This window comes from Hartmannibacter diazotrophicus, assembly GCF_900231165.1.
In the GTDB taxonomy this organism is placed as follows: Bacteria; Pseudomonadota; Alphaproteobacteria; order Rhizobiales; family Pleomorphomonadaceae; genus Hartmannibacter; species Hartmannibacter diazotrophicus.
The window spans coordinates 3773450-3799702 of sequence record NZ_LT960614.1 but is presented as its reverse complement, the minus strand read 5'-3'; the positions used below and the strand labels follow the sequence as shown (position 1 = coordinate 3799702).

General features: G+C 65.1%; 25 protein-coding genes. 8 read left to right on the top strand and 17 right to left on the bottom strand.

Annotated elements, in window-relative coordinates; all coding sequences use genetic code 11:
• Positions 1 to 86 precede the first annotated feature (86 nt).
• The 5 genes from HDIA_RS17690 (at position 87) to HDIA_RS17670 (ending at position 3456) form a co-directional block, all read left to right on the top strand.
• A complete protein-coding gene (locus HDIA_RS17690) occupies positions 87 to 410 on the top strand; it encodes an accessory factor UbiK family protein (protein ID WP_099557368.1) in 324 nt (107 codons plus the stop codon).
• 472 nt (positions 411 to 882) lie between these two features.
• The gene (locus HDIA_RS17685) at positions 883 to 1383 is read left to right on the top strand and encodes a type III secretion system chaperone family protein (protein WP_099557367.1); all 501 of its coding nucleotides are present in this window, start codon (positions 883 to 885) and stop codon (positions 1381 to 1383) included.
• Positions 1384 to 1484: 101 nt separating this feature from the next.
• On the top strand, positions 1485 to 2303 hold the full coding sequence (proC, locus tag HDIA_RS17680; protein WP_099557366.1) for a pyrroline-5-carboxylate reductase: 819 nt from the start codon (positions 1485 to 1487) through the stop codon (positions 2301 to 2303).
• 56 nt (positions 2304 to 2359) lie between these two features.
• Positions 2360 to 3028, top strand: coding sequence for a TetR/AcrR family transcriptional regulator (locus HDIA_RS17675; RefSeq protein ID WP_157775719.1), 669 nt, complete (start codon positions 2360 to 2362; stop codon positions 3026 to 3028).
• 68 nt (positions 3029 to 3096) lie between these two features.
• Positions 3097 to 3456, top strand: coding sequence for a tRNA-binding protein (locus HDIA_RS17670; protein ID WP_099557364.1), 360 nt, complete (start codon positions 3097 to 3099; stop codon positions 3454 to 3456).
• Between the two features lie 257 nt (positions 3457 to 3713).
• Here HDIA_RS17670 and HDIA_RS17665 read toward each other — a convergent pair whose 3' ends face one another.
• The 3 genes from HDIA_RS17665 to HDIA_RS17655 are packed head-to-tail and all read right to left on the bottom strand — an operon-like array spanning position 3714 to position 6457.
• Positions 3714 to 5189: an ATP-binding protein gene (locus tag HDIA_RS17665; protein ID WP_099557363.1), complete on the bottom strand. Its 1476-nt coding sequence runs from the start codon at positions 5187 to 5189 to the stop codon at positions 3714 to 3716.
• A 15-nt stretch (positions 5190 to 5204) separates the two neighbouring features.
• Complete coding sequence (locus tag HDIA_RS17660; RefSeq protein WP_245883940.1) at positions 5205 to 5942, bottom strand: response regulator; 738 nt, start codon at positions 5940 to 5942, stop codon at positions 5205 to 5207.
• The gene (locus HDIA_RS17655) at positions 5939 to 6457 is read right to left on the bottom strand and encodes a MarR family winged helix-turn-helix transcriptional regulator (protein ID WP_342748056.1); all 519 of its coding nucleotides are present in this window, start codon (positions 6455 to 6457) and stop codon (positions 5939 to 5941) included. The genes HDIA_RS17660 and HDIA_RS17655 overlap by 4 nt, the downstream gene beginning before the upstream one ends.
• A gap of 340 nt (positions 6458 to 6797) precedes the next feature.
• Between HDIA_RS17655 and HDIA_RS17650 the strand changes: the two genes are divergently transcribed.
• On the top strand, positions 6798 to 7694 hold the full coding sequence (locus tag HDIA_RS17650; RefSeq protein ID WP_099557361.1) for a branched-chain amino acid aminotransferase: 897 nt from the start codon (positions 6798 to 6800) through the stop codon (positions 7692 to 7694).
• Positions 7695 to 7816: 122 nt separating this feature from the next.
• Here HDIA_RS17650 and HDIA_RS17645 read toward each other — a convergent pair whose 3' ends face one another.
• From HDIA_RS17645 to HDIA_RS17635, 3 genes are all read right to left on the bottom strand, one after another.
• Positions 7817 to 8302 carry a YaiI/YqxD family protein gene (locus HDIA_RS17645; RefSeq protein ID WP_099557360.1) on the bottom strand — a complete coding sequence of 162 codons (486 nt, stop codon included), beginning with the start codon at positions 8300 to 8302 and terminating at the stop codon, positions 7817 to 7819.
• A gap of 239 nt (positions 8303 to 8541) precedes the next feature.
• Positions 8542 to 10266, bottom strand: coding sequence for a methyl-accepting chemotaxis protein (locus HDIA_RS17640; protein ID WP_099557359.1), 1725 nt, complete (start codon positions 10264 to 10266; stop codon positions 8542 to 8544).
• A 207-nt stretch (positions 10267 to 10473) separates the two neighbouring features.
• The gene (locus HDIA_RS17635) at positions 10474 to 12561 is read right to left on the bottom strand and encodes a bifunctional diguanylate cyclase/phosphodiesterase (protein ID WP_245883938.1); all 2088 of its coding nucleotides are present in this window, start codon (positions 12559 to 12561) and stop codon (positions 10474 to 10476) included.
• 576 nt (positions 12562 to 13137) lie between these two features.
• Here HDIA_RS17635 and HDIA_RS17630 point away from each other — a divergent pair.
• Positions 13138 to 14739 carry a hypothetical protein gene (locus HDIA_RS17630; RefSeq protein ID WP_099557357.1) on the top strand — a complete coding sequence of 534 codons (1602 nt, stop codon included), beginning with the start codon at positions 13138 to 13140 and terminating at the stop codon, positions 14737 to 14739.
• A gap of 63 nt (positions 14740 to 14802) precedes the next feature.
• Here HDIA_RS17630 and HDIA_RS17625 read toward each other — a convergent pair whose 3' ends face one another.
• The 8 genes from HDIA_RS17625 to uvrC form a co-directional block, all read right to left on the bottom strand.
• Entirely contained in the window at positions 14803 to 15606 is an 804-nt protein-coding gene (locus HDIA_RS17625) for a COG3904 family protein (RefSeq protein WP_157775718.1), read from the bottom strand.
• The gene (locus HDIA_RS17620; protein ID WP_099557356.1) at positions 15603 to 16889 is read right to left on the bottom strand and encodes a hypothetical protein; all 1287 of its coding nucleotides are present in this window, start codon (positions 16887 to 16889) and stop codon (positions 15603 to 15605) included. Before HDIA_RS17620 ends, HDIA_RS17625 begins: the two co-directional genes overlap by 4 nt.
• A 164-nt stretch (positions 16890 to 17053) precedes the next feature.
• Complete coding sequence (locus tag HDIA_RS17615) at positions 17054 to 18295, bottom strand: multidrug effflux MFS transporter (RefSeq protein WP_099557355.1); 1242 nt, start codon at positions 18293 to 18295, stop codon at positions 17054 to 17056.
• A 189-nt stretch (positions 18296 to 18484) separates the two neighbouring features.
• Complete coding sequence (locus tag HDIA_RS17610; RefSeq protein WP_099558979.1) at positions 18485 to 18970, bottom strand: molybdenum cofactor biosynthesis protein MoaE; 486 nt, start codon at positions 18968 to 18970, stop codon at positions 18485 to 18487.
• A gap of 92 nt (positions 18971 to 19062) precedes the next feature.
• On the bottom strand, positions 19063 to 19317 hold the full coding sequence (gene moaD / locus HDIA_RS17605; protein ID WP_099557354.1) for a molybdopterin converting factor subunit 1: 255 nt from the start codon (positions 19315 to 19317) through the stop codon (positions 19063 to 19065).
• Positions 19318 to 19615: 298 nt separating this feature from the next.
• Entirely contained in the window at positions 19616 to 20212 is a 597-nt protein-coding gene (gene pgsA / locus HDIA_RS17600) for a CDP-diacylglycerol--glycerol-3-phosphate 3-phosphatidyltransferase (RefSeq protein ID WP_099557353.1), read from the bottom strand.
• 58 nt (positions 20213 to 20270) lie between these two features.
• A complete protein-coding gene (locus HDIA_RS17595) occupies positions 20271 to 20840 on the bottom strand; it encodes a peroxiredoxin (protein WP_099557352.1) in 570 nt (189 codons plus the stop codon).
• Between the two features lie 6 nt (positions 20841 to 20846).
• Complete coding sequence (gene uvrC, locus HDIA_RS17590; RefSeq protein ID WP_099557351.1) at positions 20847 to 22868, bottom strand: excinuclease ABC subunit UvrC; 2022 nt, start codon at positions 22866 to 22868, stop codon at positions 20847 to 20849.
• A gap of 522 nt (positions 22869 to 23390) precedes the next feature.
• Between uvrC and HDIA_RS17585 the strand changes: the two genes are divergently transcribed.
• Positions 23391 to 24071 carry an outer membrane protein gene (locus HDIA_RS17585; RefSeq protein ID WP_099557350.1) on the top strand — a complete coding sequence of 227 codons (681 nt, stop codon included), beginning with the start codon at positions 23391 to 23393 and terminating at the stop codon, positions 24069 to 24071.
• 133 nt (positions 24072 to 24204) lie between these two features.
• Here the strand turns inward: HDIA_RS17585 and HDIA_RS17580 are convergent, their stop codons facing one another.
• The 3 genes from HDIA_RS17580 to HDIA_RS17570 form a co-directional block, all read right to left on the bottom strand.
• Positions 24205 to 24825, bottom strand: a complete 621-nt coding sequence (locus HDIA_RS17580) for a glutathione S-transferase N-terminal domain-containing protein (RefSeq protein ID WP_099557349.1) — start codon at positions 24823 to 24825, stop codon at positions 24205 to 24207.
• A 112-nt stretch (positions 24826 to 24937) separates the two neighbouring features.
• A complete protein-coding gene (locus tag HDIA_RS17575; protein WP_099557348.1) occupies positions 24938 to 25588 on the bottom strand; it encodes a ribonuclease T2 family protein in 651 nt (216 codons plus the stop codon).
• A gap of 65 nt (positions 25589 to 25653) precedes the next feature.
• Positions 25654 to 26094 (bottom strand): hypothetical protein, encoded by a 441-nt coding sequence (locus HDIA_RS17570; RefSeq protein WP_157775717.1) that lies wholly within the window; start codon positions 26092 to 26094, stop codon positions 25654 to 25656.
• Between the last annotated feature and the right edge of the window lie 159 nt (positions 26095 to 26253).

The following is a 26253-nucleotide window of genomic DNA, read 5'->3' as shown; positions in this document are numbered from 1 at the left end:
TGCATCCGGCGAGCGGACCATCTTGAAGGTCAGGGAAGGGGCCCGGCAACGGCTCTTTACAGGACGGACTTCAGGGAAGGTGAGCGATGAGCCAGACACAGGGGCGTCTCTTCGAGGAATTCGCCAAACTGATGCAGGATGCCGCGGGCGTTGCCCAGGGCGCCCAGCGTGAAATGACGACGATGTTCCGGGCCCAGGGCGAGCGGATCGCCTCGGAAATGGATCTCGCGCGCAAGGAAGACGTGGAGATCGTCCGCGAGCTTGCCGCCAAGGCGCTGGCCGAGATCGACCGCCTGAACGGGCGGGTCGCCGAGCTTGAGGCCCGTCTCGAAGAGGCAGAAGGCGGCGCCGGCGCGCCGAAGAAGGCGGCCAGGGCGAAGACGACCAAGGCCGCAAAGGCCGACGACTGATCGATTGCGCGGCTCTTCGGGCGGCCGCCAATGAGTATGCGGAATGCAGTCCGACCGTTGTGATGAAATTGTCACCATGCTTCGTTTTTGACATTCTTTCCCCGGCGGTGATGCATTTTGCAATTCGTTAACCATTCTTAAAGTCCTCGCCCCGTCCTATAGTCGACGACATGTTCGGGATTCGCGCGTCGGACCGTGGCCTTGTCAGAAGGCATTCCGCCCTTTCGGGCGAGAGAAGGCCGATGTGCATGAGGGAATACTGCGAGTTCCGCGAGCCGGGTTTTCCGGGGAGCGGGAAAGTGGCCGAAGGGCCAGGGGCGGGTCGCTGATCGACCTTGTTTCTTTGGCCGCAGACCGGGTGTGATGGCCGTGCGCGTTGCTGGCGCCGGCTGGTCGCATTCGGTCATCGAGAAGCTTCTGGCGGACCTTCGGGCCGACAGGAGAACGGCACGTCGCAACCTCGGAGGTCTCCATGACCCTCATCGATTTCCATGCCGAACGTCCAGCCAATCCCGTCGACAGCATCGAGTTGATCGCCGCCCATAACGATTGGGCCTTCGAGCGCTCGGGCGAGGACGAGATTACCGTTTCCGTCGCCGGCCACTGGTGCGATTACCACATCTCCTTCACCTGGATGGAGGAACTGGAATCGCTGCATCTGGCCTGCGCCTTCGACATCAAAGTGCTGGAAGCGCGCCGCACCGAGGTCGTGCGTCTTCTTTCGCTCGTTAACGAGCAGCTTTGGATCGGCCACTTCGATCTCTGGCAGGACGAGGGCGTGATCATGTACCGCCACGGCCTGCTGCTGGCCGGTTGCCTGGAGGCGAGCGACGAGCAGATCGCCCGCATGCTGGAGATGGCGCTGGACAGCTGCGAGCGTTTCTACCAGGCATTCCAGTTCGTCGTCTGGGCCGGCAAGACCGCCCGCGAGGCGCTGGAAATGGCCATGATCGAGACCGTCGGCGAGGCCTGACCGGCCAATTGCCGCCCGCAAGATTTGCGTTTATCCAAGAGGCCTCCGCCATCCGGCGGGGGCCTTTTTCTTTTATCCCGCACTCTGCCTGGAGCCCTGTCATGTCGCTTGCCGCCGCTTCTCCCCTCGTCCTCGTCGGTGCCGGCAAGATGGGCTCGGCGATGCTCGACGGCTGGCTGGAACAGGGCCTCGCCCCGGCGGGCGTGACGCTGGTCGACCCCGGTGCCGGCGATCACCTCAAGGACTATCTTGCGCGCGGGGCGACCCATGTGGCCCGGGCGGGCGAGGTCTCCGTCGTGCCGGCCGTCGTCATCCTCGCCGTCAAGCCGCAGATGATGGCGGAGGTGCTGGCCGAGGTCCGTCCGATCTTCGGTCCGGAAACATTGGTCGTTTCGGTCGCCGCCGGCACCACGCTTGCGGCACTGGAAGCCGGACTCGGCGCGGCCGCTATCGTCCGAGTGATGCCGAATACACCCGCTCAGGTCGGGCGCGGCATGTCGGTCTGCGTCGGCAACGACAAGGTCGGCGAGGAGGGCCGGGCTCTCGTCACCGCGCTGATGAGCGCCGTCGGCGAGACGGCATGGATCGACGACGAGGCACTGATCGACGCGGTCACCGGCGTTTCGGGCTCCGGTCCGGCCTATGTCTTCCTGATGGCCGAGGTGCTGGCGGAAGCCGGCCGGGCTGCGGGGCTGCCGGACGAGCTTGCCGCCAGACTTGCCCGCCAGACGGTCGTCGGGGCCGGCGAACTCCTGCGCCTTTCCCCGCTCGACCCGGCGACCTTGCGCCAGAACGTCACCTCGCCGAACGGCACCACCTTTGCCGCGCTTCAGGTGCTGATGGGCGAGGGCGGCATGAAGCCGTTGATGGAAAAGGCGGTTGCCGCCGCCACGGCGCGCTCGCGCGAGCTTGCGGGGTGAAAAGCCGGGGCAAAGAGCCTATCTCTCATTGAGAGACGGAAACGATGGAGGCGGTCATGGCGACGGAACGGCAACGGCAGAAAATCATCGATGCCTTCATGGCGGAGCTTGCTGACGTCGGCTTCGAAGGCGTGCACCTCACCCATGTCGCCGAGAAGGCCGGCGTTACTCCGGCGCAGCTGCGCGAGGCCTATGACGGTCGCATCGCGATTGTTGCCGACTTCATGCGCCGCATCGACAAGGCGGTGCTGGAAGGGATCGACAAGGAACTGAGCGAGGAAAGCGGCCGGGAACGGCTCTTCGACTGTCTCATGCGCCGGCTCGACGCGATGACGCCTTACAGGGAGGCGGTCGCGTCCCTGCGCAAGAGCGTGCGCCGCGATCCGGCCCTTGCGCTCACCCTCAACGGGCTTCTCGTCACCTCCATGCGCTGGATGATGGTGGCCGCCGATGTCGACCAGCCGGGCCTCAAGGGGCTTGTCCGGGCGCAGGGGCTCGGGGCTGTCTGGGTGAAGGCGGTGGACAGCTGGCTCAAGGACGAGGACCCGGGCCTTTCGGCCACCATGGTCGAGGTCGACAAGGGGTTGAGGCGCGGCGAGCGCTGGCTCGGCTGCGCCGACCGGGCGGCGTCCTTCCTCACCGATTGCGCCTGCCGGATGAAGAAGACCCGCAGGCGCAAGGCCGAGGAGCCCGATCCGGCGATGGCGGCCGGCGAAGGGATTTGATAGCAATCGGCTTTCGCGATTCATGAGATGGCGGGCGGTTGTGTACTCCCCGCGATGAGGAGGCCCGCATGTCCGAGACGTCCGCCCCGGCGCCCACGATCACCTTCGACGATTTCCTGAAAGTCGATATCCGCGTCGGCGTCGTCGTGGAGGCGGAGGTCAACGAGGGAGCCCGCAAGCCGGCCTTGAAGCTCAAGGTCGATTTCGGGCCGGAGATCGGCATCCGCAAGACCTCGGCGCAGATCACCGAGAACCATGCGCCGGAAGCCCTCGTCGGCACCCAGGTGCTCGGCGTCGTCAACTTCCCGGTCAAGCAGATCGGCAAGTTCATGTCCGAGGTGCTCGTCCTCGGCGTTCCGGACGAAAACGGCAAGGTGATGCTCATCGGCCCGACCAGGGACGTGCCGATCGGCGGACGGCTTTACTGAGCGGACGCGTTTTTCCCGCTCTGCAGTTCGCCCTCTCCATCGTCATCCCCGCGAAAGCGGGGACCCACTGGCCGCTCGACGAACCGAGTTCTTGCAGTTGAGTGTTGCGGCGCCACGATTCCGAACTGTTTCAGCGACGATGGAAGAATGATTGGGTCCCCGCTTTCGCGGGGATGACGATGAGGAGGCGGTACTCCTCGGATGGGAGCGCCGCCTCCGCAGCCCGAAGCCAATCGCTTCCGAAACCGCGCTGCCCCTCACACCGGCAGGCGCACCTGCGCCCTCAGCCCGCCCATCGGGCTTTCCTGCAGCCGCAGGTCGCCGCCGTGAGAAACGGCGATGTCGCGGGCGATGGTGAGACCGAGGCCGGTGCCGCCGATGTCCTGGTTGCGGGCGTCGTCGAGGCGATGGAACGGTTTGAGGACATTCTCGCGTTCGCCCTCGGGGATGCCCGGACCGTCATCATCGATGTTGACCGTCAGCCAGTCGCCCTGGCGCTGGAAGCTGACGCAGACGTTGTCGCCGAAGCGCGCGGCATTGGAGACGAGATTGCCGATCATGCGGCGGAAGGCGAGGGGGCGCAGTCGCACCTCCAGATCGTCCGCCCCGTCGACGGTCAGGGTCCGGCCGGCCCGCTGCATGTAGGCCTCGATGTCGCCGATGAGTGCGCGCACATTGGAGGACACCGTCTTTTCGTCGGCGACGCCCCGGGCGAAGGCGAGATAGGCCTCCAGCATCGCCGCCATGATGTCGACGTCGCCGCGCATCGCCTTGGTTTCCTCGCTTTCCGGCAACATGGCGAGTTCCAGGCGGAAGCGGGTGAGCACGGTGCGAAGGTCGTGGGAAACGCCGGCGAGCATGGTCGTGCGCTGCTCGATCTGGCGCTCGATGCGCCGACGCATCTCGATGAAGGCGTGTCCGGCCTGGCGCACCTCGCGGGCGCCGGAAGGCGAGAAATCGCGCGCCGGCTCGCCGCGCCCGAGCCGTTCGGCGGCGACCGCGAGGCGCTGGATCGGACGGATCTGGTTGCGCAGGAAGATGATCGCGATGATCACCAGCACAAGCGCGGACGAGACCATCCACACAAGGAAGATATGCGAGTTGGCCGCATAGGCGTTGTTGCGCGGCAGGAGGATGCGCAGCACGCCGCCGTCAAGTTTCACCCGCACCTCGACCAGCGGGTCGTAGGTGGCGCTGTCGATCCGGACGGGCTGACTCACCTGCCGTGCAAGGCTCGACGACAGGGTCTCGTGCAGCAGCGAGAAGAAGGGGAAGGGCGAGCGGATCGGTGCACCGAGCGCCTCGCCCGGCAGGAAGGTGACCGTCATGCCGAGCCTCACGGTCGCAAGGCGTTCGATCGCGGCGAGTTCGCTTGCGTCCTCCGCATTCTGGACAAGGTCGACGATGAGGGCGATGTCGCGGCTGACCTGCTCCGACAGGCGGCGCGTGACGAGCTGGTAATGCCGGTCGATGAAGACCTGTGCGAGCACGCCGATGAGGATCAGCACGGGCAGCACGATGATCAGCATCGAGCGGCCGAAGAGCCCCTTCGGCATCACGCGGTTGATCGAGCGCGTCAGGCTGATCCAGCCGCGCACGGCGGGTGCGGGCAGCGTGCGCGCCAGGAAACGGCGGATGACGCGGAAGCCGTCGGCGGTCCGGTCGAGGATGCGGTTGATCAGGTCGGGATCGTGGTCCGGATCGTGCCTGACAGGTCTTGCGTTTCTCGCCATCGCGCCGGGTGCCGTTCAGTCGAACCGCAGGCGATAGCCGACGCCGCGCACGGTTTGCAGATAGGTCGGATTGGACGGATCGTCCTCGATCTTGCGGCGCAGGCGGTTGATCTGGACGTCCACCGTGCGCTCGCCGACGGAGGCGTCGTTGCCGACGAGAAGCTCGCGGGCGACGATCCCGTCCGGCGCCTTGGCAAAGAGCGTCAGCAGCTGCCGTTCGCGCTCGGTGAGGCGGACCGGCTCGCCGTTCTCCAGCAGGTCCTCGCGCGCGACGTCGAAAGCGAAGCGGCCGAAGGTGACCCGCCGGGTCGCGGTGGTGTCGCCGCGCACGTCCGGCCGTGCAGTCGGCGAGCGCCGCTTCAGGATATTCTGGATCCTCAGCACCAGTTCGCGCGGCTCGAAGGGCTTGGTCATGTAGTCGTCGACGCCGGTCTCAAGGCCGCGGACGCGGTCCTCGCCCTCGGCGCGGGCAGTGAGCAGCAGGATCGCGACGTCGTGGGTGCGGTTGAGGCTTGCGGCCAGCGACAGGCCGTCCTCGCCCGGCATCATCACGTCGAGCACGATGAGATCGAAGGCGATCAGTTCCAGTTTGCGGCGCGCCTCAGCGGCGTTGCCGGCGGTCGTGACGCGGTAGCCCTGCGCGGCGAGAAAGCGCTGCAGCAGGGAGCGGATGCGGCTGTCGTCGTCGACGACGAGGATATGCTGCGCGTCGTCGGCCGGTGCGCCGGAGGGCATGACGTCCGTCATGGTCATTGGTCCTTTGCCTCGCGTTCGGCAGGCACGTCCCCGCCGTCCGGGCCGATCATGGCGGTCAGGAAACGGCTGACCGTCTCGCGCTCGCCGGACGAGAACCCCGAAAGCGCCGCCTCGACCCGGCGCGACTGCACGGCGTTGAGCTCACGGGCGAGGCGGCTGCCCTTCACTGTTGCGTGAAGCAGCCGCTGGCGGCGGTCGACGGCGCCCGGGCGCTGCTCGATGAAATCCTCGTCGATAAGCTGCTTCAGCACCCGCCCGAGGCTCTGCTTGGTGATGCGCAGGATGTCGAGCAGCTCGGCGACGGTCATGCCCGGATTGCGCTCGACGAAATGCAGAACCCGGTGATGGGCGCGGCCGAAGCCGTATTTCGCCAGGATGACGTCCGCATCGCCGACGAAGTCGCGATAGGAAAAGAAGATCAGCTCGATGAGTTCGACATGGTCCGGGGCCGGGCGTGATTCGCTCGCGGCCGGGGGGGGCGACCCGTCGTCCTGTGGGGCGTTTGTCGCCAACAGATTTATGTCAGCCATATTGACTTATTTGCGTCCCATTGCTATTGAAGCCGGGCTTTGACGATGGTCCGATCGTGTTTTGCCGCACCGTTTCGATCCTGTCGCGAGCCAGACGGCCCCTTCCCGTTGCGTCCTGCCTTCGTTGCACCGCCCCGAGATGGCCGTTGCGAGCCAGATCCTGCAAGACCTTGGCCTCGATGGCGACAATATCGGCTCCTTGGGCCCGACGCAAAGCATCCGACGTCCCGGACCGCCCGCGCAACGTGGCTCTGCGCTCTCTGCCCCCGGCGCCAAAATTTGTTATGATCCCTAAAAATGGAACCCACAGGGAGTCCTCAAGATGGCAAGCGTTCCCTTCGACAGCCGTGAAGGCGTGATCTGGTATGACGGTGAATTCGTCGACTGGAAGGACGCCAAGGTGCACGTGCTGACCCATGGCCTGCATTACGGCAGCTCCGTGTTCGAGGGCGTGCGCGCCTATGGCGGCGAGATTTTCAAGCTCAAGGAGCACACCGACCGGCTGATCGAGTCGGCGCGCATCCTCGGCTTCAAGATCCCCTATACGGCCGACGAGATCAACGCGGCATGCAAGGAGATCCTGCAGCGCATGAAGCTGACGGACGCCTATCTGCGCCCCGTCGCCTGGCGCGGCTCGGAGATGATGGGCGTTTCGGCCCAGAACAACACCATCCACCTCGCCATCGCCGCCTGGGAGTGGCCGTCCTACTTCAAGCCGGAAGAGCGCCTCAAGGGCATCCGGCTCGACATGGCCGAATACCGCCGTCCCGACGAGAAGACCGCGCCGTCGAAATCCAAGGCCGCCGGCCTCTACATGATCTGCACGATCTCCAAGCACGCCGCCGAGGCCAAGGGCTATGCGGACGCGATGATGCTCGACTATCGCGGCTATGTGGCCGAGGCGACCGGCGCGAACATCTTCTTCGTCAAGGACGGCGTCATCCACACGCCGATCGCCGACTGCTTCCTCAACGGCATTACTCGCCAGACGGTGATCGAGCTTGCCAAGCGGCGCGGCTTCGAGGTTCTGGAACGGCACATCATGCCGGAAGAGCTTTCGACGTTCACCGAGTGCTTCCTGACGGGCACGGCGGCGGAAGTGACCCCGGTCTCCGAGATCGGCCCCTACACCTTCGTGCCTGGCGAGATCACCAAGACGCTGATGGACGACTACACCGCCGAGGTGACGCCGAAGGCGTCCGCCGCCGCCGCGGAGTGAGTGGCCTCCGGTGGGACTGACCGCCGGAGCGAGATGAGAAAAAGGCCGGGTGCCAATGCGCCCGGCCTTTTTGTTTGGAGTGTCCCTGCTTTTGCCGTCCATTCCCCAGCTTTCGGCGGCAATCAGGGCTCCTGACGGCCTCCCTGCTGCGCGGGACGTTCACGCAACGCGAGCCTCATCAGCCTGTCGAGCGATTGCAGGAAACGGGACCGGTCGGCCTTCGAAAAGGACGGTCCGCCGCCCTGCTGGAACGGGTTCGCCGCGCGGATGTCCTGCATCAGGTCGCGCGTTGCCAATCGGTTCCCGATGTTGGCGACGTTCAGAATCTCGCCGTTGTGCTGCACGACGTGCGATCCGGCCTTCAGGCAGCGGTCGGCGAGCGGAATATCCGCCGTCACCACCACGTCGCCGGGACCGCAATGCTCGGCGATCCACTTGTCGGCGACGTCCGGGCCCTCGGCGACGATCCTGAGCGAGACGAGCGGATTTTGCGACGGGCGCAGTCCGCCGTTGCAGACCAGCACCATCGGGATGCCCAGCCTTGTCGCCACGCGCTCCGCCTCGTCCTTCACGGGGCAGGCGTCGGCATCGACATAGAGTGTCGTCAATGTTCACATTCCACTATTGGGACCACGTTTCCAGAGGTCCGATGAACGCCAGGAGTGTCAGGCGAGGATCGTTTCTGACGGGATGCCCGTGGCCGCTACGCCGGTCACCGCGATCGGTCCGCAGACATTCGCCCCCGGGGCGATCGACCGTCAAGCCGGGATGAGAAAAGACCGGGTGCTGACGCGCCCGGCCTGCCTGTCTGCTCAAATCATGCGGAAGGTCAACCGCCGGTCCCGATTCAGCTGGACCGGATCATCGAGATGAAACCGGAGACCTTGCTGTTCAGTTCCGCCGACTGGTGCGTCAGGCCATTCGCAGCGCCGAGGATGCTGGTCGCGACCTTGCTGGTATCGTTGGCGGCCTGGTTGACGCCGGAGATGTTCGACGAGACTTCCTGAGTGCCGCGCGCGGCTTCGTCGACATTGCGTGCGATCTCGTCCGTCGCGGCGCGCTGCTGCTCCACTGCCAAGGCGATCGACGTGGAGACCTCGTTGATGTTGCGAACCGTCTCGCTGATCGAGTTGATGGCGTCTGCAACTTCGGTCGTGCCGTTCTGCACAGCGGCGACCTGGCTGGAGATTTCCTCGGTGGCCCGGGCGGTCTGCGAAGCGAGATTCTTGACCTCGGAGGCGACGACGGCAAAACCCTTGCCGAGTTCGCCGGCCCGTGCCGCCTCGATGGTCGCGTTGAGCGCCAGCAGGTTCGTCTGCGCCGCGATATCCGCGATCAGTTGGACAACCTCGCCGATGCGTTGGGATGTCGAGACAAGTTCCTGCGCCGCCATGCTTGTCTTGTCGGCCTGATCTGCCGCGGCATCGGAGATTTGCGCGGCGTGGACCACGCGCTGGCCGATCTCGACGATGGACGCGGAGAGTTCCTCGGCCGCGGCCGCAACCGTGCGCACATTGGCCGAAGCCTGTTCGGAGGCCGCCGCGACAGCGCCAGACTGGCGGGTCGTCTCTTCCGTGGCCGAACTGACGATGGAGGCATCCGACTGCAGCCGGCCCGCTGTGTCGGTGACGGCCTGCACCACGCCGATGACGTCGCGTTCGAAGTCGTCGGCGATTCTCTCCATCGTCGCCTTTTTTTCCCGTTCGATCCGTTCGCTGGTCGCCGCCTGCTGCTGCTCCAGCTCTTTCACCGCGAGGGCATTCTGGCGAAAGATCTCGACCGCTTCGGACATTTTGCCGATCTCGTCCTTGCGGCCCTTGCCGGGAACGGTAAGGTCGAGCTCTCCGCTGGCCAAGCGGGTCATGGCGCCGGTTATGGCGACGATGGGCCGCGAGGTCCCGGCACCGATGGTCCAGGCCGCGAAAGCTCCGATGACGAGGCTGACGACCGACACGATCACGGCCACCTCGACAGCCAGCTCGAGGTCGGCCATCAGCTTCGGGCCGACCGCGTCCTGCTCCTGCTTGAAGTCCAGCTTCAGCTCCTCGTTCAGCCTGGAAGCATCCGGGCCGATGCGATCGAGCGTGTCGGCGATCAGGGCTTCGTGTCCCTCGGTTGCCTGCGACAGCTGTTCGATCCCGGCCCTGTAGTTCTTCAGGTCCTCGGAGATGCCGGCCGCCCGATCCTTCGATTCCGTATGTGTGATCAGCTTGGTCAGATCGGCGTTGATGCTGATCGCGTTGTCAATTCGCTCGAAGGCCGCTCCGATGTGTCTCTGATCTTGAGTGAGGATAAAATTCTTCACGGCCAGGCGGGCTTCCAGAAGGTTTGCCTGGACGCGACCGGCATTGTTACTCTGCACGGCAAGTTGTCTGTATTGCCTGAAGTCTTCGGACGCATCCGAGATTTTGAGATATGAGACCGATCCAATCAGGAATACGAGGGAAAGAATTATCCCGAATCCGGAGAAAATTTTCGTCGATATCCGGATATTGTTGAAGAGGCTCACGTCCGCGCGCTCCAGAATACAGGTTGTTCTTCTTTGTCTTCTAATGTTTCTGCCGAGAATCATAATTTTACATTAATAAATATGGTCATATGACTGAGTTTTCATTGAATTGTATTCGATGAAAATACGTATTTCTTGGCGCTTGCACAATTGTTTGTGGAAGCAATGTTTGCGTGCTCTCGGGTGACTCGACCTTGAGACGAGCCAAAGCGCGCCTCCGAGGTCTTCATGCCCGGAGACGGATTTGAATTGACTGTCGCTGTTGGTCTTTCAGGCCGCTTCTTCCATCGACAACAGACGCGCCGTCAGTTCCTTCGCCGACATCGGCCTGCCGACCACATAGCCCTGAATCTGGTCGCAGCCGGCTTGCTGCAGGAAGGCCAGCTGGCTCGAGGTCTCCGTGCCTTCGGCGGTCACGGGAATCCGCAGCGCCGCCGCGAGCGAAATGGTTGCCCGTAGCAGTTCATCGCCGCCTTGCTTGTCCTCGATGCCCCAGACCAGCGAACGGTCGATCTTCATGCGATCGAAGCCGAACTCCCTCAGCGTCCCGATGCTGGCGTAGCCGCAGCCGAAATCGTCGAGCGCGAAGCGAACGCCGATCTTCTTCAGGGCCGTGATCGACCGGCGGGCCTGTTCCGGGTTGGAAATGAGAACGCCTTCGGTCACTTCCAGCGTGAGCCGCGTCGGCTCGAACGCCTCTTCCTCCAGGATCGTGCGCACGACCGAGGCAAAGCCCGGGTCGCACAACTGAAGCGGCGACACATTGACCGACAGGTCGAGACTGTTCCAGTCGCGCACGACCTGGATCGACTTGCGCAGCATGTATTCGCCAAGCGGTGCGATGAGCCCGGCCCGCTCGGCGGCCGGAATGAAGATCTCGGGCGAGACGTTGCCGTCGGGTCCGGACCAGCGGGCGAGGGCTTCCACGCCCTGGATCCTGCCGCTGGAGGCTGACACGAGCGGCTGGAAGGCAGCCCGGATCTCGCCTCTCGCCAGGGCGAGGCGCAGCTGCTGTTCAAGCCGCGTGGCCTGTTCGCGATCCGCGTCGTATTCGTGCGTATATCCGAGCGCGCGGCCGCGGCCGAGATCCTTGGCGCGGTAGAGCGCCATGTCCGCCCGCCGCAGCAATTCGAGCGGCTTCATGCCCTCTTCCTCGATGGCAAATCCGACGCTTGCGCCGATCTCGACGGTCTTTCCCTCGACGCTGAACGGCCGGGACAGGATGTCGAGCACGATGAGGCCGATCTTTTCCGGTGCCGTGCCGCCTTCCTGGATGAGCGCGAATTCGTCGCCGCCAAGCCGGGCGGCATGAGCGATTTCCGGATGGGCAGACCGGATCTTTTCCGCAACCTTGCCGATGAGTTCGTCCCCGACGGCATGGCCCCAGGTGTCGTTGACGGACTTGAAGCCGTCGAGATCGAGCAGATGAAGCACGCGAACGGCCTTGCCGTCCTCATTGCCCGCCGGCTGCTCCAGCTGATTGATGAGGCCGCTGCGGTTCAAAAGGCCGCTCAGACTGTCGTGCGTCGCGTCGTGGCGGGCCGCTTCGGCCGCCTTGCGAAGCCCCTTTGCTTCGGCAGCGCCCGTGGCGCCGATGGCGAACAGGAACAGCACCAGCAGGAGGACCGCAAACATGAGAGCGGGCGCGACCAGTTTGAAGACCTTCGTGCCGGGCTCCAGGCTCGACCAGACGAGATAGAATCCATCCTTGTCCTGCGAGGCGGACAGCGGAAGATTGAGCTTGCCCGATACCTTCTCAGACGAGACTCCAAGGTCTTCCAGCTCGTAGTCCTGGGCCATCCGGGCAATGGCATCGTTGTCAAGAAACTTGAAGAGAACGAGGGTCTTGTCGGCCTTGAAGTCGTTGCCGTCCTTGTAGGGCTGGATGACCTGGGCGACCGCAAGAGTCGGGCCGCCGTCCGTCCTGTAGTAGCGAGACACCGTCTCGTCGGGATGATCCAGCGACTGCTGCACCTGGGTGAGGAAGGCCGGTCCAAAATAGTCTGTGGGCGAGAATTCCTTGCCCTTCAGATAGGCCGAGATCGCATCGCCACCCATCGCCACCACGATCACGCCGTCATAGAGCGCATAGTCCTCGCTGGTGGCACCCCAGTTGTCATAGGCCCAACTGGCGGCATCGTCTCCGTGCTCCGCTGTGTAGGCGTCATCCCAGACGGCATTGTCGGTCACCGTTCCGGACAGCCGGTCCAGGAAGGCGTTCAGAGCGGCTCCGGCGGCGGCGATGGCGCGGTTGTCATCGATCCTGTTGGCCGCGTCCCGCATGGAGAAAACGACGTGACCGGTGATCAGGGTCAGCAGGATGACGCCGAAGGCGGTCAGCAGGACCTTTCTGATCACGGGGGTCACCGATCCGGCAGTTTTGCTCCAGGGGGTTACTTTCATTGCACGCTGTTCCAAGACGAGACGGGCGCGGGTCCAGACTTTGATGGATCTTCCCGCAGTCTTCGTTATCGGAGGCGGCCATTTATTTTTGCATAAGAAAATCAGTAAACAGCTTCAAAATCTTGGCTTCATCCTGCAGTCATGCCATTGAATACACAGTCTTTTTGCAACTCATCGTCGTGCCTACACGTTAATACGGACCTCGTCATTCCATGACGGTCAGCCGCGAAGGCCGGATTCCCGTTGCAGGGCGGATCGAAGAGACCGGCGTCCCGGTTCCATGGTGATTGCCATTGTCATCGCAAGGGGGAGGCGGGGGTGACGACGCGGCGGATCGCGCAAGCGATGCCTCGGCCAAATGCCGGGCCGTCAGCCTCATCGGCGCCGTCCGGCCGCGCCGATCATCTGTGGGTTGTGGCGCCCGCCACTGGACATTGGTGCAAAAATTTGAAAGATTTACTTCGGATTTTTTGATTTTTCTCGGACATGGCTCTCGGAGATTTGCTCATGTCAAGAAATTCAAGCCTTAATTTGTTAAAGCAAATCGATTTATCTCTCATTTTTGTCCCCGTTCTTGTCTTCGTCGCGGGGGTCTATTCCGTCCTGTCCTACCCGCCAGACTGGTGGGTCAATCTCGTCTACGACGACGGCTACTATTATCTCGGCATCGCGCGCAGCCTGGTGGCCGACGGGCGAAGCTGGTTCCTCCCGCCCTTCGTCACCAATGGCTATCAGCCGCTGTGGCAGGTGGTGCTTTGGGCCTCGGCGTCCGTGTTCGGCATCTCCGACATATCGCTGGTGCTCCAGGTCCTCTGCCTGACGATGCTGTTCGTGGTCCTCTTCTGCGTGATGTCCAGGATCCGCTACGGCTTTCTGGCGCCGGCGGTCGTCGTCACGGTCAACTCGGCCTTTGACGAAGTCGCGCTGCGGGGCCTTGAGACCTGCATGCTGCCGCTGTTCGCGCTCGGCTATTTCTCGTCCAGGGACTGGCGGCTGAAGGGCGTGTTCGCGTCGCTGCTCTTTCTGACCCGCCTCGACGCGCTGGCTCTCGTTGCCGCGGCCGATTTCGTGAACACGGTCGCGGACCGGCGCGTCGCGGTCCGGCACTACCTTATTCTCGTGCCGGTGGTTGCCGCCTATGCCGCCCTGAATCTCTTTTTCTTTCAGACGCCTGTGCCGGTTTCCGGGCTGATGAAGAGCGTGGGCAACGTTCCGGGCGAGAATCTCAGGATCGTGGTGACCTTCCTGCCGAAGCTGACCTACGTGGTCCTGATCGTTGCCGCGCTTGCCCTTGTTGCCGCCGCGAACGGCCTCTGGCCGAAGCTGCGATACCGGCGCGAGATCGCTTCAATGGTCCTCGTGCACGTGATCGTCGGCCTCTACTATGGCGTGATGTCCGGCTGGCCGCTCTGGGGCTGGTATTTCTGGCCCTCGATGCTGCTGGCCTATTACGTGCTGCTTGAGCTGATGCATGTCGTCGAGGCGGCCTGTCAGGCGCGCGGGTCCCTGTTCCAGCCGCGATTGCTGGTGCCGCTGCTTGCCGCCGTCGCCCTTGTCGGCGTGAAGCCGGCGGGCGTGCTGGTGAAGACCGCGCAGATCGCGATCGGACCGCGCAGCGGTGCGTCGGCCGAAGAGACCTACGGCTCCGTCAATGTCCAGCTGGCGGAAGAGTTCAAGAGGCAGGGCCTGCCGGCGGACACCTATTTCGCCATGGGCGACCGGTCCGGGTCCTTCGGCTTCTTCCTTGGCAACGGGTACCGCTTTTTCCAGACCGAGGGTCTCGTCGGTCCGATGGCCTATTATCTGGCGATGCGGACGGACCGGGGCGCTGATTTTCTCGAGACGCAGCCGATCCGGTTCTTCATCACCGACCGGGCGCACTATCTGGAGGAGGGCGACACCATCGGCGTCATGGAGCCGATCCAGGCGCTTTCCTCCAGGATCGGTCCTTATCTGCTCTGCTTCTCGAAGTCGGCGATCGTCTGGCAGCGGACCTATGGCGGCAGCCTTCCGCAACAGCGCTATGTCTTCGACTTTCCCGCCCACGTCGCCTGTCCGGCCACGATGCAGGCGGATTTTCTGGCCATGCGGTCAAAGGCGAGGGCGGTGAGGTCCTTCAGCCTCAATTTCTGATCCGGCACACTGCCCGCCATCGGGTCGGGCTCGGCGGGCGAGATCCGGAGGGCCTCGAAGCGATCACTCGACCGTTGTCGCCAGCGCGAATTCCTTCAGCTCATCGCCGGTGAAGTAGAAGATCTGCCGTGGCGGCGTTTCTAGAGCGTGGATCCAGACGCGCGGGTCGACGCCCATGTCGACCAGCAGGCGCTGGCATTCGGCGGTGATGCGCTGGCCCTCCGCAAGACCCTCGGGCAGGGACTGGCCGATCAGTTCGGCGGCGCTGGCGACGGAGAAGACCTGATGCACGCCGATGGCGGCGCCTTCGGCGGCGATCCGCTCCGAGCCGCCGGAAAAGACCAGCGGGCACGACGAGGCGCAGCGGCCGTCCTTTTCCACCTGCGTGGTCAGGCCATGCGCCCGGATCGTGCGCGCCATGGCGATCGCGTCGGACACCGAACCGCCCGGCGAATTCAGCACCACCGTCGTCACGTAGCTGCCGCGCTTGTCGAGTTCGTCCGTCAGGCGCTCCGCCGTGCCGGCAACGATGGTGCCGGTCGCCTCCAGCCGGCCGTTCGCCAGCAGTTCAAGGGTCATCGGCTGCGACAGATCGGGCCCGTCGCCCGCAGGCTTCGAATGGGCCGGATCGATGACGCCCGGCCGTGCGGACGGCAGGTTGGGGGTGGCCAGCTGTTCCGCCGGCGCCCTGGCCCGTTCGGCCTGCTGCGCGGCGAGGCGTTCGCCGAAGTCGGTGCCGATGGCAACCGAGGCCACCATCAGAAGGGCGACGAAGACGACGCGCAGGATGGCCTCGTCGGGGTTCCTGAAGAACGCCCGGCGCCAGGTGGCGAAACGCCCATTGGCCTGAGGTGCGTCGGCGCTCATTCCCGCTTCAGCCCCCTTGGCGGCAATTGCGTCACGCTGGCATCGGCGGCTGCGGTGGGGGCATCCAAGGTGTCCGCCTCCGGCTCGACCAGTCGCTCTGCCTGGGCCAGCGCCCGTTCGCCGTCGACCTCGCGGAGCAGGCGCATCGCCGCGATGAGATCGGCGGCGCTCATGGTCTCGGCGATCTCCTGCCGGCCCTCGCGCCGGATCGCCGCCTCGACGACGCAGAGGATCAGCACGAGGACGGCTGGCAGGAGGTCGATGGAGATGGCGCCCGCCCAGCTCGGCAGGAAGTCGCCGGCATAGCGCAGCACCGCCTCGGCGGTGGAGAGCGGCTGGAAGCGGGCAGGCTCGACGGCGGGCTCGGAGGCAATGGCGTCGGCGGCCTTGGCGAGCGCGCCGGCCTGCACGGAGACGGCCTTTTCCACGCTGCCGACCACTTCGGTCTGGCGGCCGGCAAGGTCCGCCGTGCGTCCGTCTGCGGCGGGGGCGATGAAGCCTGAGGCAAGATCGTCCGCCGCGCGCTTGACGGCGGGGGCCATGGAGGTCTGCTCCAGCGCCGCGATGGTGCCGACGAGCTTCAGCGCCTCGGCCGCGAAGGCATCGCTGCGCGCCTTGATCGGCCCCTGGCCGGAGACGAGCTCGCGCATCTGGGCCAGATAGCCGCCGCCTTCCTCGTAGAGCGACTTGGCGCGGTCGGCGCTTTGCTTGACCTCGTTGCCGAGATCGTCGAGCTGGGTCGACATCTGGCTCAGGAGCTGGACGACGGTGCCCGAACCGCCGGTGCCGGTCAGCGCGCCGCCGCGTTCGGCCTCGGCAAGGCGGGCAAAACGGGTCGAGGCGAGCTGGATGTCGGGCAGGAGGCTCTGCGCGCCGAGGGCGCGGTTGTGGGCTGCGTCGAGGTCGCGGGTATAGGCCTGCAGGGTGACGGCGAGATGCTGCTCGATGGCCGCCGAGCCGGCAAGCGCCGCCGCGTTCAGCCAGGACGACATGGCGACGATCATCAGCGCGCCGAGCGCCATGGCGATGGTGAGATAGATACGGCTGCCGACGTCCTTCACATGCGGCAGGAAGCGCATCAGGAAGGACCAGAAGGCGAAGATCGCCACCGACACCGCCGCCGAATAGATGAGGGCGGCGAGGAAGGTGAGCACCGGCGCGCCGTCGAGCAGGTCGCGCACGCCGAGATAGGTGTAGACGCCGGACGCAAGCGCCAGCACGGCCAGGGTCAGCCGCATGGTCACGTCGAGCCCGCTGACGCCGTCGCGCAGAGCTGATGCCATCTGAGGGAATCCCGCCGGGCCACCGTCCGCCACCGGTGGCGTTAACAAAGTCTTAATGTCCCGGCAGTTTGCGTCAGCATTGCGGCGCAGGCAATCCGCCCGCGCTCACTTCGCGGGCGAAGTTCTCGGAGAAGGTAAACGCCGGCGGATATCGGCGCCGCGATCTATTCCGCGGGAACGTTGCGGGCGTGGAAGAGCCGGCCGCCCTCGGTCAGGAAGACGAGCACCAGCGCGAGCGCGCCGAGGATGGCGAAACCGGCGGCGAGCGGCAGGGTGGTGCCGTCGTAGCGCTGGCCGATCACGTAGCCGCAGAGCGCGCCGCCGACCGTGGTCCAGAAACCGAGCGCCGAGGAGGCCGCGCCCGCGATATGTCCCAGCGGCTCCATCGCCATGGCGTTGAAGTTCGACATCACGAAGCCGAAGCAGAACATGGTCGCGGCCTGGATGAGGAGGAAGCTCCAGAGGTTCTCGATGCCGGAGAGGATCAGGATCGTGTGGAGCAGGCTCAAGCCGACGAAGCCGACCAGCGCGCTGTGCGAGACGAGGCGCATGCCGAGGCGTTCCACGACCTTGGAGTTGACGTAGGACGAGAGCGCCATGAAGAGCGCGATGCTGGCGAAGGCGACCGGAAAGAACACGCCGGTGTCGAAGATCTCGACGAAGACTTGCTGGGCCGAGTTGATGAAGCCGAAGAGGCCGCCAAGCACGAGGGCCGTCGCCAGCGCGTAGCCGAGCGCGATGCGGTTGGTCAGCGCCTCGCGATAGGCCGCGATCACGGAGCGCACCGAACTCTTCAGGCGGCGTTCCGGCGGCAGCGTTTCCGGCAGGCGGATGGCCGCCCAGGTGAAGACGATGAGGCCGAGCACGGTCAGGAAGCCGAACAGCCAGCGCCAGGGCGCGAAGATGACGATGATCTGGCCGAGGCTCGGGGCGACCACCGGCACGACGACGAAGACCAGCATGATCAGCGACATGACGCTCGCCATGCGGCGCCCGCCGTAGCAGTCGCGCACGATGGAGATGGAGATGACGCGCGTTGCCGCCGCGCCGACGCCCTGCAGCGCCCGGGCGAGCATCAGCTGCTCGAAGGAAGACGCAAAGGTCGCGAAAAGACCGAAGATGACGTAGATGCCGACGCCGCCGACGAGCAGGTGCTTGCGGCCGAGGATGTCGGACATCGGGCCATAGAAGAGCTGCGCCACGCCGAAGCCGAGCAGATAGGCGGTGATCACCAGCTGGCGGGTGTTCTCATCCTCGACGCCGAGCGCCATTCCGACCTGCGGCAGGGCCGGCAGCATCATGTCGATGGCCAGTGCGTTGATCGCCATGGAGGCGGCCATCAGCGCGATGAATTCCCGAAAGCCGATCCCCTCGTGAGGTTCGGCGGCAGAGGTCGTCGAAGACATGAAATCGCTTCCTGGCGCCGCATCCGAAGACACGGCGGCGCAACAATATGGTGGTGTCGGTAACGTGTCGATGCCGGAGAGGCAGGTCGCCCTCGCGACGCTGCAATGCACTCGACCTGTCCCGGAGCCTTATCAGAAAACGTAAGGCTGGCACATCAAATTTTTGCGACTGCCGTCGTGCGCGATCGGCTACTGCGATGCCGCCTGCCATCGGGCGCGCCGTTCGTCGTCTTCGTCCTTGGCTGCGACCCAGCTTCCGGACGTGCCGTCGATGAGGTGTTCCCTCTTCCAGAAGGGCGCGCTGGTCTTGAGGAAATCCATCATGAATTCAGCGGCTTCGAAGGCGGCCTGCCGGTGGCTGGAGGCGCAGGCGACGAAGACGATTTGCTCGCCGGGGCCGATCTTGCCGTGGCGGTGGATGGCGGTCAGGCCGAGGAGGGGCCAGCGCGCGATGGCCTCGTCGGCGACGCGGCCGATCTCGGCCTCGGCCATGCCCGGATAGTGTTCGAGCTCCAGCGCGGCGAGACGTCCGCCTTCATCACGGCACAGGCCGACGAAGCTGGCGACCGCGCCAACGTCCGTCCGCCCCTCTCCGAGCGCGGCCATTTCCGCGCCGGCGTCGAAATCCTCGCGCTGGACCCTGATCACCCGGTGCACAGAGTTTGAATCATGCATGTCGGTATGAACCGCTTTCTTGTCGCATGTCGTTGTCGCAAAACCGGTTCCCATCCCCGCCTGCGCGGGGACAGGCTTTTTGCGCGACATGCTTAGCCTCCGGTCATCGGTGGAAAGAGCGCGATCTCGCGCGCGCCGGCCAGCGGATCCTCGGGCAGGGCATGGGTCTGGTCGATGGCGACGCGGATCGTGGAGGGTTCCTCCAGCGCCGAGGCATAGCCCTCGCCCCGACCGCCGAGATAGGTCAGGAGGTCGGCGACGGTCTCGACCGTCTCGGGCAGTTCGACGGTTTCCTCGTCGAGCCCGATCCGCTCGCGGACCCAGGCGAAATAGACGAGCTTGACCATGATGTTACAGTCTCCAGCGTTTGTTCTTGCGGTCGCAGTGTGCGGCGACTTTTCCGCGATGTCATCCCCGGCGAGCTGAGCGAAGCGAAGTGAGGGAAGGGGATCCAGAAATCGGCTCCCGGGTTGGACCCGCTCTTGGATTATGGGCGTCCTTCTGGATTCCCTTCCCCTCGGCGCAACGCGCCTCGGCCGGGAATGACAGTGCAGGAGCAACGCCAAAACCTTCCAGGCTCCGGATTCCGTATTCTCCCTTCCGTCCACGTCCCTCGACAATGGCTCCTTGCCTTTGGCGGCAGGCTCACTCGTCGATCAGGTGCACGAGCCCGGCGCGGAGATAGTCGTATCCCGTGTAGAGCGTGACGATCGCGGCGGCCCAGAGCAGGGTCAGGCCGATTTCGTAGGCGCCCGGCAGGACCTTGTCGCCGGCATCGCCGGTGAGCAGGAAACCGATGGCGACGAGTTGCACCGTGGTCTTCCACTTGGCGAGCCAGGAGACCGGGACGCTGACCTTCAGCTCGGCCAGGAACTCGCGCAGGCCGGAGACGAAAATCTCGCGCATCAGGATGATCACCGCCGCCCACAGCGACCAGCCGCCGATCGTGCCCTCGCCGGTCAGCACCAGCAGCGAGACGGCGACCAGCAGCTTGTCGGCGATCGGGTCCAGCATGCGGCCGAGCGCCGACTGCTGCTTCCAGGCCCTTGCGAGATAGCCGTCGAGATAGTCGGTGATCGAGGCAAAGGCGAAGAGGCCGAAGGCGCACCAGCGCCCGGCATCGCCCTCGATATACATCGAGGCCGCAACCGCTGGCACCGCAACGATCCTGAGATAGGTCAGGATGTTCGGCAGGGAAAGAGCGTGGGACTTCCGGGCGGGTGGAACGTCTGCCGCGTGCATCACTGAGAGCCTGTCTTCCGAATGGTCGTCCCTTGAGACCACGCCTTAGGGGCGCGCGTCAATGGGCCGGATGATCCTCGAGCCAGGCAATCACGTCCTCGGCGTTCCGGTCCGGCGGGAACACGGGATAGAAGATGTGAACGATCTGCCCCGCCTCGACGATCATCGTCAGGCGCCTGACGAGCGTCATGTCATCGACGGTGAAGGTCGGCAGATCGAGGGCCTTGGTCACGGCCAGGTCGGCATCGCTTGCCAGCGGAAAGGGCAGGTGCAGCCGCTCGGCGGCTTCCTTCTGGAAGTCGGTCGTCTGGGTGGACAGACCGAAGACCTGGGCATCGAGCGCGGCGAGTTCCGCGTGATGATCGCGAAAGGCGCAGGACTGCGGCGAGCAGCCCCGCGCGCCCGGAATCTCGTCCCAGCCGGTGGGCAGCGGCTCGCCCGGCACGCCGGTTCGCGGATAGGCGTAGATCACCGTTCGCGCGGCGGCGGCAATGCGCGTCCGGTCGAGGGCGCTTCCGTCCGTCAGCGGCAGGGCGATGTCCGGCCAGGCCATGCCGAGGAGATGGCGGGCGGAGCCGTCGTCGGTGGGTTCTGGCAGGTCCGGTGGCAGTGTGGTCAGGGGTGACATGGCAGTCTATCCCGCCGTTTCGTGGAAAAAATCGTAGATCGCCTTCGCCGTCGCTTCCGAAATTCCCTCGACGGCGGCAAGGTCGTTGACGCCGGCGCGCTCAATGGCTTTCAGCGTTCCAAAGTGGTTGAGCAACGAGCGCTTGCGGGTCGGCCCGACGCCGGGGATTTCCTCCAGCCCGGCCTTGCCGATGTCCTTGGAGCGCCGCGCCCGGTGCGAGCCGATGGCGAAGCGGTGCGCCTCGTCGCGCAGACGTTGAATATAATAGAGCACCGGATCGCGCAGTGGCAGCATGAAGTCGGGCTTGCCGGGAATGAAGAATTTTTCGCGGCCGGCGTCGCGGTCGGGTCCCTTGGCAATGCCCACCATCGGAACGTCGTCAATGCCGAGTTCGTCGAGGATGGACTTGGCGGCAGAGAGCTGCCCGGCGCCGCCGTCGATCAGCACCAGATCCGGCCAGGGGCCGATGTCACCGCCATTTGCCTCCGCCTCCGCCTCTAGGGCGACGCGCGCTCCGTGCTCCTTCAAGAGCCGCGAAAAGCGCCGGGTCAGCACCTCGCGCATCATGCCGAAGTCGTCGCCGGGGGTGATGTCGGTCGAGCGGATGTTGAACTTGCGATACTGCCCCTTCACGAAGCCTTCCGGCCCGGCGACGATCATGCCGCCGACCGCATTGGTGCCCATGATGTGGGAGTTGTCGTAGACCTCGATGCGGCGCGGCCGTTCGTCGAGGCCGAAGACGCGGGCAACGCCGTCGAGCAGCACGGCCTGGGAGGAACTGTCGGCAAGCTTGCGGCCGAGCGCCTCGCGGGCGTTCTGCAGCGCGTGGTCGACGAGGTCCCTCTTTTCGCCGCGCTTCGGGATGGCGATCTCGATCTTGTGGCCGGCCCGCTCGGAGAGCGCGAGCGAAAGCAGCTCGATCTCGTCCGGCTCATCGCTGACCAGGACAAGGCGCGGCGTCGGCTTGTCGTCGTAGAACTGGCCGATGAAGCTTGCGAGCAGTTCGCCCGCCTCGACCTGCTTGTCGATGCGGGGGAAATAGGCGCGGTTGCCCCAGTTCTGGCCGGTGCGGAAGAAGAAGACCTGCACGCAGGCATGCCCACCGTCCTGGTGGAGCGCGAAGACGTCGGCCTCCTCCACCGTCTGCGGGTTGATGCCTTGATGCGACTGGACATGGCTGAGGGCGGCCAGGCGATCGCGGTAGACGGCGGCGCGCTCGAACTCCATCTCCTCGGCGGCGGCCTGCATTTCGTTTGCGAGTTCGTCCTTGATCGCCCGGCTCTTGCCGGACAGGAAGGCGGAGGCATCGCGCACCAGTTCGCCATAGTCCTCCAGCGAGATCTCGCCGGTGCAGGGCGCCGAGCAGCGCTTGATCTGGTGCAGCAGGCAAGGGCGGGTGCGGGTCTCGTAGACCGAATCCGAGCAGGTGCGCACAAGGAACGCCTTCTGCATGGCGTTGATCGTGCGGCCCACCGCCTGGGCGCTGGCGAAGGGGCCGAAATACTGGCCCTTGCGGCTGCGGGCGCCGCGATGCTTCACGAGCTGCGGCGCGTCATGGTCGCCGGTGAGCAGGATATAGGGAAAGGACTTGTCGTCGCGCAGAAGCACGTTGAAGCGCGGCTTCAGCTGCTTGATGAGGTTGGCTTCCAGCAGCAGCGCCTCGGTTTCGGTGCTGGTGGTGACGAATTCCATCGCCGCCGTCGACTGGATCATCCGGGCGATGCGGTTGTTCTGGCCGGCAACGCGGGTGTAGTTGGTCACGCGCTTTTTCAGGCTGCGTGCCTTGCCGACATAGAGCACGTCGCCCGACGTGGAGAGCATGCGGTAGACGCCGGGTCCGTTCGGCAGCAGCTTCACCGCGTCGGCGATGACGTCGACGCCGACGCGCGGTGCGGCCACCGGCGCCGCGTTTCCGCTTTCCACCGCTGCGTCCCGCAGTTCCGCGCTCTCGTCCGTCTTGTCCGAAACCTTGTCTGCCATCGTCCGTCCGTGACCCTTCGGGGCCGTTGTTTTCGCCAGTACCGTCATCGGTGCCGCCGGTTCCCGAGATCGGGAATCAGGGCGGTGCAGGCTTCATTATCGCAAATCCGCCCTGCCGACTCACGCGAGTTCGATGCTGCCGCCGCTTTGTTTCAGATAGTGTCCCGCACGGCTGGCGGGAATGCCGGGTGAGGGGCGGGGATGCCATTCTCCTGCCACATCCTCCCGTCCACCGTCTGCCGTTGCGACCCTTCCAACGCGCCGGGCAACCGCCTGAGAACGCGTTTGGACCGCACTTCTGTATCAGCCTGAAACGTGCCGTTTACGATGATGAAACGGACATTAATCGCAACGCGAAATCACCCCTGAAACGCCATGTTGTCGCCATAGGGCGCCAACTCGCTCGCCACATTGGACCACCATTAATCATGGCAACGGAACAGATCGTCCGGTGCGTCGTTTTCTGTCCAGAGGGGCTTCTTGACGGCCCGTCGCAGGATCGGATGCGTTCCGCAGTACCGAGTTTTGACGGCATCCCCATGCGGGCCTGCCGATATTGAGGAGATAACCATGTCGCGTAAGACAACCCTTTTCACGATCGCCGGCACCACGGCGCTTGCAGCCGCCCTTTTGAGCGGGCAGGCTTATGCGGCCGATATTTCCGAGCCGATCCCCGCCGCGCCGACGGCCGACCCCTATGTCGCGCCGACCAAATATGACTGGAGCGGCGCCTATGTCGGCGGCGAGGTCGGATACGGCTTCGGCTCCTATGGCGTCAACGGCACGGCCGGCAAGCAGAATTTCGACAAGGACGGCTTCGTCGGCGGTGTCTACGGCGGCTACAACTACATGGTGACGCCGGACGTCCTGCTGGGCGCGGAAGCCGACCTCGGCTTCGGTTCGTCGGCGACCTTCACCTACGGCGGCACGCCCACCAAGGCTGAAAGCAGCGTCGCCGGCTCGATCCGCGGCCGCGTCGGCTATGCCTTCGACAACGTGCTGGTCTACGGCACGACGGGCGTGGCGCTCGGCCAGGGCAAGGCCAGCTTCAACGGCGGTTCGGACGAGAACACCCACGTCGGCTGGGTGGTCGGCGCCGGTGTCGAAGCCGCGCTCACCGACAACATCATCGCGCGCGCCGAGTACACCTACACCGACATGGACAAGAAGACCTATTCGGTCGGCGGTCAGTCGGAGAAGGCCGACCTCGACGGCAGCGTGATTTCGCTCGGCCTCGGCTACAAGTTCTGATGATCGACAGCTGATGCATCGCGGCGGCCTGCCCGCCGCGATGGACCTTGCTTCCTCCCGTATGGCGCTCCCTCCGGTCTCCCGGAGGGGCGCCTTTTTTTATGGCCCCTGGACCCGTCAGCCCCTGGCTCCGTCAACCCCTGAAGCGGGTTTCCTCGAAGGCGGGAACCTTCGCGGCGAAGGCGTCAAGCCAGGCGACGAGCTTCGGATGATCCTCGCGCCAGGTGCCCTCGAAGCGCAGGTCGAGATAGCCGAGGGCGCAGGCGAGGGCGATGTCGCCGACGGTGAGCGGATCGGCGAGCGGTTGGGCTTTCGCCTCGAGCGCATCGACCGCGCGGGCGATCTTGGCCTTCTGGCGCTCGATCCACCACGGGCTGCGCTGGTCCTCCGGACGCAAGCGGACCTCATAGGTCGCAAGCACGCCGGCCTCCATGATGCCGTCGGCGGTCGCCTGCAGGACGAGGGCGGCAAACCGCGCGTCCGGATCGGCGGGAAGGATCCGTCCGCCGCCCGCCAGATGATCGAGATATTCCAGGATGACGCGGCTGTCATAGACGCTCTGGCCGTCCGCCGTGACCAGCACGGGGATCTTGCCAAGCGGATTCTGGCTGAGGAAATCCGCCTCGTCCTTCATCGCGTCGGTCACTTGCACCTCGATACGCTCAGACAGGGAGAGCACGGCGGCGGCGATGCGCACCTTGCGGACGAAGGGAGACGTGGGCGAGGCGCGAAGAACGAGGTCCGCGGTGGACATGGCGGGATTCCAATGCTGGCGTGACGTGAGACGTAAGGACGGTGGGAGGAGGGCGACGGGACGAGGGAAAAGGCCGCTAGAGGGCGGCGGCCCGGCACCCGGGGCGCCCGGATCAGCGGATCGGCGGCAGGGTGATCGATGTCGAGGGGCAGCCGTCCTGGTCGACCTCGATGCAGGGGCGGAAATCGAGGTGCTTGGTCATGCAGATGCGCACCTCCTGCAGCTTGCGGCGGCGGCAGGCGATGGAGATGCCGGTCGACTGCATGGTCGGGTTGGCGGCGCGGAAGGCATTTTCGAGCGCCTGCGGGGCGACGACCACGTGGCGGGACAGGTTGGTCAGGGACGGCGGGATCCGCACCTTCGCGAAGGCCTTCTGGATGAGCTGGAAATAGGCGGACGGTGAGAGGCCCGAACAGCTGCCGTGGGTGCGCCATTCGTGCCGGATGAGGCCGACGCTCGGCATGATGGGCAGGGTCTGGTTGATGACGTCCGGCGACGGCGACACCGTGGCCGAGCATTCGCTCGGGTAGCCGCGTTCGTATTGCGGCCACAGCCCGTGGACGATGAAGCCATAGGGCCGCCGGGCGTTGCACTGCATGTCGTTGCGGCGGTCGCTGGTCTCGCAGAAGGTCGGCGACCAGGAGAGCGACAGGACATAGAAGTCGAAGTCGCCGGGCCGTCCGCCGGCCGCGGCCGGGCCGGTCCCGCCGGCGATCATCGCCAGCAGGGCCGTCACGATCAGCAACAATGATGGGCGCGCCATCCTATCCGGTCCTCTCCCGTTCCGGTCGTTCGCGCAGCTGCGCGCAGGTCGGCAAATGGGGAGGCTTACCGCAGGGTGCGGCAGGACTGGCCGAAGACATACCAGGGATCATAACCGGCGACGCAGGACTCGACGTTCCACGAAATGCTGGAAAAGCCCATGTGCCCCTCGATCATGTAGAAGAGGGCGCCGGTCTTGCCGTTCGAAAGAAGCGCGGTGGCCGCGCAGTGGCGATGGCCGATCGTGCGCATGCCCGGCATGTAGAGCGTGCCCGGCCCGATTTGCGTGACCTCGTCGATGGTCACGCCGTCGGTCGCCTCGGGAACCGCGCCGGCGCGGCGGGAGATGATCGTCCCGATGACGCTGGGGCTGTCGCATTCGGGAACGTAGCCAAGGCCGCGCGGTTCGGCCGGAATGGAGAGGCCGCCGGCATGGCCGGGCATCGGGGCCGCGACGGCAAGAGCGATGGTCAGGAGGGCGGCGGTGGCGAATGAGTCTTTGCGCATGGTCTCGGTTCCGTTCTTGCGCCGGTCGCCCGGCCCGTTCAAGACGCATCCTCGTGGACGCACATGTGTCTGGAAAAGACGCAGCTTACTGATTTCCTCAGGACAAAACGCTTACGGTTCCACCGGGTTGGTGTCAATTCCGCAGCGTGCCGGGCGGGC